Origin of the sequence: Cedecea sp. VD22, from assembly GCF_037150195.1 — a bacterium.
Classification (GTDB): domain Bacteria; phylum Pseudomonadota; class Gammaproteobacteria; order Enterobacterales; family Enterobacteriaceae; genus Cedecea.
Window position 1 is genome coordinate 1 of sequence record NZ_JBBCPX010000030.1, and the last position, 7939, is coordinate 7939.

At 47.1% G+C, this 7939-nt stretch carries 6 protein-coding genes and 2 pseudogenes; 2 read left to right on the top strand and 6 right to left on the bottom strand.

Going from position 1 to position 7939, the window contains the following annotated elements; all coding sequences use genetic code 11:
* Nucleotides 1-164, top strand: a 164-nt coding sequence (locus tag WFK85_RS23165; protein ID WP_166996017.1) for an integrase core domain-containing protein, incomplete at its 5' end; no start/stop codon positions are given.
* Nucleotides 165-742: 578 nt separating this feature from the next.
* On the opposite strand, the gene WFK85_RS23170 is transcribed toward WFK85_RS23165, so the two are convergent.
* Nucleotides 743-1288 carry a LuxR C-terminal-related transcriptional regulator gene (locus WFK85_RS23170; protein ID WP_336709897.1) on the bottom strand — a complete coding sequence of 182 codons (546 nt, stop codon included), beginning with the start codon at nt 1286-1288 and terminating at the stop codon, nt 743-745.
* 238 nt (nt 1289-1526) lie between these two features.
* Here WFK85_RS23170 and WFK85_RS23175 point away from each other — a divergent pair, with 238 nt between their 5' ends.
* Nucleotides 1527-2210, top strand: coding sequence for a transcriptional regulator domain-containing protein (locus tag WFK85_RS23175; RefSeq protein WP_008458776.1), 684 nt, complete (start codon nt 1527-1529; stop codon nt 2208-2210).
* Nucleotides 2211-2277: 67 nt separating this feature from the next.
* Here WFK85_RS23175 and WFK85_RS23685 read toward each other — a convergent pair.
* The 5 genes and pseudogenes from WFK85_RS23685 to WFK85_RS23195 all read right to left on the bottom strand — a co-directional run.
* Nucleotides 2278-2364: pseudogene (locus tag WFK85_RS23685) on the bottom strand (IS6 family transposase); the annotation flags it as partial.
* A 45-nt stretch (nt 2365-2409) separates the two neighbouring features.
* A pseudogene (locus tag WFK85_RS23180) lies at nt 2410-2730 on the bottom strand (integrase core domain-containing protein); the annotation flags it as partial.
* A gap of 259 nt (nt 2731-2989) precedes the next feature.
* Complete coding sequence (locus WFK85_RS23185; RefSeq protein ID WP_336709899.1) at nt 2990-6136, bottom strand: inverse autotransporter beta domain-containing protein; 3147 nt, start codon at nt 6134-6136, stop codon at nt 2990-2992.
* Nucleotides 6137-6344: 208 nt separating this feature from the next.
* The gene (locus WFK85_RS23190; protein WP_166996013.1) at nt 6345-6956 is read right to left on the bottom strand and encodes a transcriptional regulator; all 612 of its coding nucleotides are present in this window, start codon (nt 6954-6956) and stop codon (nt 6345-6347) included.
* The gene (locus tag WFK85_RS23195; RefSeq protein WP_008458550.1) at nt 6953-7456 is read right to left on the bottom strand and encodes a hypothetical protein; all 504 of its coding nucleotides are present in this window, start codon (nt 7454-7456) and stop codon (nt 6953-6955) included. Before WFK85_RS23195 ends, WFK85_RS23190 begins: the two co-directional genes overlap by 4 nt.
* Between the last annotated feature and the right edge of the window lie 483 nt (nt 7457-7939).

The window sequence follows — 7939 nt, forward strand, 5'->3', positions numbered from 1 at the left end:
GGTTCAGCGATATTCTTCATGCCCGGAAAACGATTAATGACTGGCGGCAGGATTATAACGAGTGCCGTCCCCATTCATCGCTGGATTACCAGACACCAGCTGAATTCGCAACGGACTGGCGAAACAGGAAATATGAAGAAAAACCAACCGACATTACTAACTGAAGGTTTTATCGAAACCAGGGGGCAGGTGACTACCATCACGTATAAAATTTACAAAAGAAAATACTCCCTGCTAAAAAATAAGAATTTGAATAGTATTGATTCAACTGGAATGCAATCTCTCTCTAGAGGATAATAAAATGATTAATAAAGAGAGTTATGAAAATTACTATCATGTATTCAAGCATGACTATAGAGGCTGCCACCATTGTAATAAGATTATTCACATCAATGACACAAGATGTAGGTGGTGTGGTTGTAAAAAAACAAATAAAATAACCCAGTATAAACCGTCATCCTTTGTGTCGTTCTTTCTGTACAGTTCATTCATATTCTTACTTGGTTGTTTTGATGCAAATAAAATAATATGCATTTTAATTATAGTGTTCGCATCAATTTTTTTTTCAAAAGTAAAAAATACAAGATGGTTGAAGAAAAATCCTTTTTGATCTGTAATTTTTTTAGAAAATACGATGCATAACGTTGAAGGTTATTATTGTAAATTTTAGAGGCGACATCACTCATTAACTTCACTCTTCATTTTCATGATTTTTGTAAAAAATCATTTATCTTTTTTTGTATTATGTATAAATAAAACAGTTGCTGCTTACTCCTAAGCCCTGATTTTTTTTGATATTACCAATATGAGTTGACAAAGTTTTTTCCATGAAGGAATGTTGATTGCAAATATCTTTAACACTCTTCCCTTCACAAAGGCATTTAATAACTTCACTTTCAGTCCTGCTGTAACTTAAAATTTTATTTTTAAATTCTTGTTTAACAAGGAAATTACTAACTTTATCCTTCAAAAGCTCTGACAAAGTATTATTCCCTATGACAATTATTTTGTAATCGACAGGAATATATTCCTCTCTAAAAGTTGAAAGATCTGAAACAATAAAGAGTAATCTATTATTTTTTTTCGCATGAAATAATATTTCATACGCATTGCTATCCCTAAGCAAAAAAAAATCACTAATGACTACTGCTGATGGTTTACGAGAGATGAATTTTTTTATGATATCTCTTTCGTAACATGAGTAAATTTCACACACCTGTCCTTTTATGTTTTTTATAACTGCCTTGCCTGAATCACGATCAATACAGTCGCTTATAATAAACATCATACTTTATACCTCTCACATTAATTTATCTAATAGTGTAAAAGTCCTATCTTAAAATCCTAAAACCACTCTTGAAAATGTCAAATCTATTGCATAACTCAAGATCAGAACTAAATTAGTAATAGTAAATGAATCCATTATTTAGAATAATAAATAAAGCCATTTAAAATGTAAGGGAGAAAATTTAAAAAAAATATTTATCAGAAATTCTTAAAGGGATGAATAAAAAAAGGAGTAATAAATGTATACTGATTTTGCATGGGAATTTCTTAGAAGAAATGATAGCTATAGAGAGTGCTGGAATGAAATGCAGTTAAAAGTGGCTCAAGAAAAAAACTCAAAAGCAATAGTAAATAACGCTGCAGCATCATGGGGGTTGGTGAATTTTGTTGATCCATATACATCATCACCATTAGACGTTTTTTGGTGTCCTAAAGTTAGCAGAAGAACACTTTATGCAAAGGTTGCAGAGTGTGCTGAGCATGACATCTATGGCACTTCAAAAATAGACTTGAGATTAATTAATAAATCATTGGAAATAAAGGGTATTGGTGTCATTACAAAATATTATAATGAAAATGGTTATGTACAAATAATAACAGAGGATGCATTATCCAGTAATGAAAATTTTTTGTTCTTTTCATTAAACAAATCAAGCTTAGTTAATAACTTGCGACTTGTTAGTTTTTTATATGGAGAAAATTGCGCTTTAACAACAAAATCAATGAAAAATACACAAGAATATCTGTCATTCTATGACTTGTATAATAATGGATTAACTCAGAGAGAAATTGCTAAAATTAAGTTTAAGGATTTTTTTACCGATCAGAGTTGGGAGTGTTCAGATTGGTTACGCGCAAGGGTTCGTTACAAAATAAAAAAGGCTACAAGTTATATAAGAGGGCAATATCTTGATCTTGTTTAGAATTATTAAAACAAAGGCATTGTTGAAAAGATTGTGATAGTGAAGCCTCTGGTGTTGCTGAAGGACATTAAATTTCAAAGACTCGGCTCACCAGACGCATTTCGACCAGGGGATGGCCAAAGTAAAATGATTCAACCTGACCTTTGTGCAGTGACCCTGACCCCGAATATGCTCCAGTCATAATCAGGAATAACCGGCTTCATGTTGGTTGCATGTTCTGGCAACCGGCAGACTTTTCAGCAAATTCGGACGGGGTCATCCAGCCCAGCGCAGAATGAGGACGTCTCTGGTTATAGTATATGCGCCAGGCTTCGATTTTGCACCGGGCATCCTCCAGCGACATGAACCAGTTTTCGTTCAGGCACTCCTGCCGCAGCCTGCCGTTGAACGACTCCACGGTCGCATTGTCCGTGGGCGTTCCCGGTCGTGAGAAGTCGATGCGGATCCCTCTTTCGTACACCCATTTGTCCAGCATTTTCCCTGCAAATTAAGAGCCATTATCGGTTTTCAGCAATTGTGGGTGTTGTGGTTCACGCAGGCCGGGATGCAGGCCATCGCCCCCCGCGCCAGAAATAAACACCTTCAGCAGTGCCGCCGGCTTTATGAGCAAATCCGCAACCTGAGCCCGCAGCGTCAGGCAGCCCGGACGGGCGCTCAGCGCCAGCTTCTCCTTTATCTCCATCATTCATTCTCCTCATTCACCCCCGCGGGAGCGCGGGGGTGAATAAAAAATCATCATTAAAAATAAAAACCAAAGGTTAAAAACTAAAGACTAAATGCTAAAGACCCTGACGACACACGACGGCTACATCCCTGACTACCGCGGATTGTTTATCGTTATCCCGGTAGTTCACGTTCCCATTGCCGAGCGTAACCACGTAGTGCGCTGTGCTGTCATACTCATCTGATGTCCAGGAGAATGCTGAGCTGAACCCTTTACTATACGAAGACATGTCACCCCACTCATTCCACAGATGGCCTATCGCACTGCGTTTTGAAACGGTTCCTAGTTTGCTGGCGGTCATCTGTAGAACCGTTGGCATACTATACCCTGACTGCGATGAGCAGTACGTGTTTGCCTCAGCCCAGGTATTAGTTGTAGCTCCGCTATTTATGAACCAGCTCTTAAGCGTGAAGCTGTACTTAATGATTTTCCCCTGACCACTGGTCGGGGTGCCGGTGATGGTCACTTTACTGCCCGTCCCCGTGCCGGTGAACTTCACCACTCCACTGGCCACTGATACCCAGCTGGCGTCGGATTTCCATGTGTAGTCAGTCGCGCTCTTGCTGTCCTTCGGCACGATGGTGAACGTCGCCCCGGTAAAGCCGGTGGTCGGGAATGTCCCCTCTTCACTGGTCTGTGTAAAGGTGTAAGCATTGACATGCGTATTGATGGATGCGGGGGCCTCATCTCTCAGCGTAATGGCATACTTCTCAGACTTCGGCGGCGTGTCCCACCCGGCAAGCTTCAGCGATGCCTGATTGTCTGTGCTCATCGTCCCTGCCGTGTACGTCGCCGTGTAGGTTCCGTCGCTGTTGTCCTTCCAGCTGCTGTCCGTTTTAAGCGTTGCGTTCGGCACCGTCACCGTGGAGGTGGTCAGCAGGCCCGCATCGCCCGTCAGGGCCGTGCCGTTCCTGTCCTTCAGCGTCACCTTGATGGTGATGTCGTCGCCTGAGACGTAGGTGTCCTTGTCCCGCGCGATGAGGGACTGGCTCTGGTCCGGCGTGGTGGCCGTCAGCGTCACCGTTGCACTCAGACTGTCTATCGCGGTACCGTTGTACTCCGGCACCACGGTATATTGACCCGCCGTGGTCCCCTTCAGGGTAGCCGTGTAGGTACCCGCTGTGCTGCTCTCCGTGATGGCGCTTTCCGTGATGATACCGCTGGCCGGTGTCTGACCACCGCTGTCTTTTACCGTGAATGTCAGACTGTCCTTCAGCCCCGTCAGGGCGTTACCCTGCGCGTCCTTCGCAACCAGTGTCAGCGTAGAGGTGGCCGCGTTGTCAGCCGCAATGGTCTCCGGGCTCGCCGTGAACACCGACTGTCCCGCATCCGGCGTGGTGCTGCTGATGGTCACTCCGGCCGGGGAGAGCGTGACGCCACTTACCGACGGTGTTAACGTCACCGTCTCAACATCCGTGCCCGCCGTCACCGTCACGGTGTACACGCCCGCGGATTTTCGGGTCAGTGCCGATACCGTGGCGCTTTTCAGCGTGCTGTTTTTCAGGCTGATGTCCTTCACATCCATGTCCACCGCCTGGTTATTCCCGTCCCGCAGACTCAGGGTCAGAGCCTGCACACTCCTGCCGTCCGCAGCCAGCGAAGAGGTGGCGGGCGTGAACGTACTCTGCACCGCGCTGACCTGAGGCGCCTGCACCGTCACCTGAGTTTCAGCCTGATTTGAGCGGTTTCCTTTTCTGTCCACCGCCACACCCTGCACGGTATAGCTGTTGACGTCAGCCCGGTAAACCGGCATCACCACGGCCCAGTCCTCTCCGCTCTGCACGATTTTTCCTCCCGCGGCGATGAGTAATGAAGCCGACCAGTCAATGCGCTCCAGACCGTACTTGCTGTTGACGGATACCCCCAGAGACTTCTGCTCCCCGGTATGCCCCGTCACCAGATCGGCCGTCTTCAGGCGAATAACCTCTTTCTTGCGGTACTCCAGCACGATGTTGTTATTGCGCTCCACCAGGTCATATCTGCTACCGGCCAGGCTGCGCATGGCAGCCACCGCGTCCGGATTAATCTGGTGCTGCCAGGGCATACCCAGCTGGTAATTCATGTCCACGCCAAAGCGTGTTTCGGCGTTTGACCCGGCCCCCTGACGCTGCTCTGCACTGAACGTCAGCAGCGGCACCGGCGTATAGTTAATCCCCGCCGTAATGGCGTGCGGGTCACGCTGTCGACTGTCAATGCCGAACAGGGCGACTTCTTTGCCATAGTACTGCTCATAGGTCAGCTTGCCGCCGAGCTGCGGCAGCGCCGGAAGCCAGTACTGTGCCCTGACATCCCAGCCTCTGGCCGGACGCTCCTGGTAATCGGTCAGGTCAGGGGAATCCTTCCACCCGGTCAGGGGGATATATCCGTTAAAGCCCAGCTTCAGGAAGTCTCGCCAGTATTCAAGGCCGGCGCCGGCACGGGCGTGGTCCCGGGACAGGTCGTAATCGAGAAAGCTGTTGGCACCGAACATCCATGCATCATAGAAGCGCCGGACGCCGGCACCAAGATTAGCCTGAGTCCGGTCATCGGTGCGGTGAATGCTGCCCTGAGAAAAAACAAGCCTGTCCTTTTGTTCGTACAACGGGACAAGCAGGTCAAGTTGTGAGTTTTTCAGAGAGAAATTTTTATCCGCATCCAGCTGCACTCGGGCCGTACCGAAACGACTCAGCCACTGCTGAATTTCACCACTGGCAGCACCGCTCGCCATCCCGCGCGCCATGGACGCTGCCGCGTCGCTTCTGGTGCTGGCTGAGATGAAATTACCGGCCTGTGAGGCATAGCCGGCGACTTTCGTCTGCGCATCATCTTCCTTTTCCTTTTTGTCTGAAACCGCCCCTGACGGCGTATCATCCCAGCGAACTTCCGGGAGCGGAGCCACAGGAACGTCCAGCTCATCCCCCGCCTGCAGGTGGTCAAATCCGTGAGCGAAAGTGCGGAACTGGTTCAGTTTACGCAGTGAATCTACGGACATATTGTATTTTCTGGCAACGGACGAAACGCTCTCCCCCTCACCAAGGGTGTACACCCGGGTCTGCATTGCTGAAACTGCCTGCTCATGCAGAAAACGTCCGTCACTGCCGGCCGTGCCGGCGACCGCGGGCGTAAAAGCGACCGCCAGGGGAAAGGCTGCCTGTACGGCGATGTTTAGCCAGGCAAATAATCGCATTCTCAGCGACACGGGAACTAAGGATGATGTCTTCACAAATGACTCCATAAATTACGCCGGTTCTGTCCGGACGTCGGCTGTGTACAAATAAGTGAGTTCCAGAGAACGGGGGTTGTAAGTTGCAATGCCGTGATGCGTCAGCTGCCGTTTCTCTGGAGGCCACTCCACGGCGCGATACGGAGGCTTGCATCGGGAGGGGCTCCCCCTTCCTTCTTGCATCCTCATGCCGCTTCAAATTTGTTTTCTATTTATTAACGCCCTCTAAGCCAAAAATGCCTGGTAATCCCTGGTTTCGTTCATTCACAAACTGTAGAAATGCCAGTTGCCGCATTCCGGTCTTCTCAAGAATTTTTTTTCGATGTGCGTAGAGTGTCTTTAAGGGTTTTCCGGTTATACGGGAAACCAGATGAATGCTCATCCCTGACAAAAAAAACGGCAGCATGTGACGTTCGGTGAGTGTCAGGTTAATATTTTTGATACGGGCAAATTTTCCCTGTGAGTATTGCCCTGACTGACGTAAAGCCAGGCGTAACGAGGTAATATCCTGTCGCTGACTAACGCAGAGGTATCTCTGATTTGCAAACGGACATAACCTGCCGCTCTGTTCGCAGGCCAGCCAGACCAGGATGGCATCTGGTCGAAGCGCATGAAGGGTATTCAGGGCCGACCACTCCCCCCGGAGCACAATCCGGCTGTCCACCGCGATGATGACCCGCCCGGCAGCCCTGACCTCCGGAGGCAGGTATGGCGAACTGAATCCGACACGGAGGGAGTCCATTTCAGGCAGCAGTGCAGCAAGCCCCGTGTATAACCAGTGGTTTTCAGTCAATACAATCAGCATCACGTCGTTTTTCATATCCCGCACCGCTTCATGTAAACGGACATTCCCTTGTGCGTGAGCTGCATTTTCTCTGATAGCTCCTGGTATACGCAGGCCGTGCATAGAATGGTGCAGGGGATATCTTTCATACTGACTGCCCGCATGAATAAGTGCAGAAGCCTGAATTCAAAAGGCGTGAGAAAACGGGTTTCGGAGTATTGGATATTTTTTTCTCCGTTGTCAGGTGCCTGCCTAATCTCACCGGCAACCCGCTCAGGCCTGCAGTCTGAGGGGAATATGGCATATACAGAGGTAAACTCGGTCAATAATAAGAGCGGCAATGGATATAGCGCCTGGCAGGGGATAACAATGCCCCTTTTTAAATTAAAAACCTGAGGACATATTAAAAATATATAAAATGGAAATTCATCAAGATTAACAAAGTAAAGATTTTCTCTGCCCGCTATCTCAGCAATAGCCATGAACCCCTTTCCAGAAAGAGGCTCATTTTCGGGCCAGCACGCGCACTTATCCATGTGATTTTCCTTCCCAGGATTAAAAACCAGGCTATTACTTACGAGCAAAAAAAGAACGGCTACAGATGAAAATAAACAATCTCAGTCAGACGCTATGGTGTTGTTTACACATAGAATTCTCGCGACAACAGTGTATTTTGATCATTATACACACAATCAAAGGATAGTCAAAAACGATCAATTATAACCACATGATAGCCTGTGACTATCAAAAGGTGGTAATCGATCGATGTCGCCTGTATTAATCAAGCATCAGTTTGAAAATATTAAGTGCGCGGGTGGGAATAAACAACAATAACCGAGAGGGAGATGTTCCAGGTAAACTCATATCACTGAAACCTGAATGAATTGCACAATTTTGTATTTATCACCTTGCGTGAGTATCAGCCTGTTAACTTTAAAAAAATGGATATTTGAGCAACTTTGTATTTATGATGGTGTTTTATTCTTTGTGAACGCCAATGAGCCATATGAAAACAATAT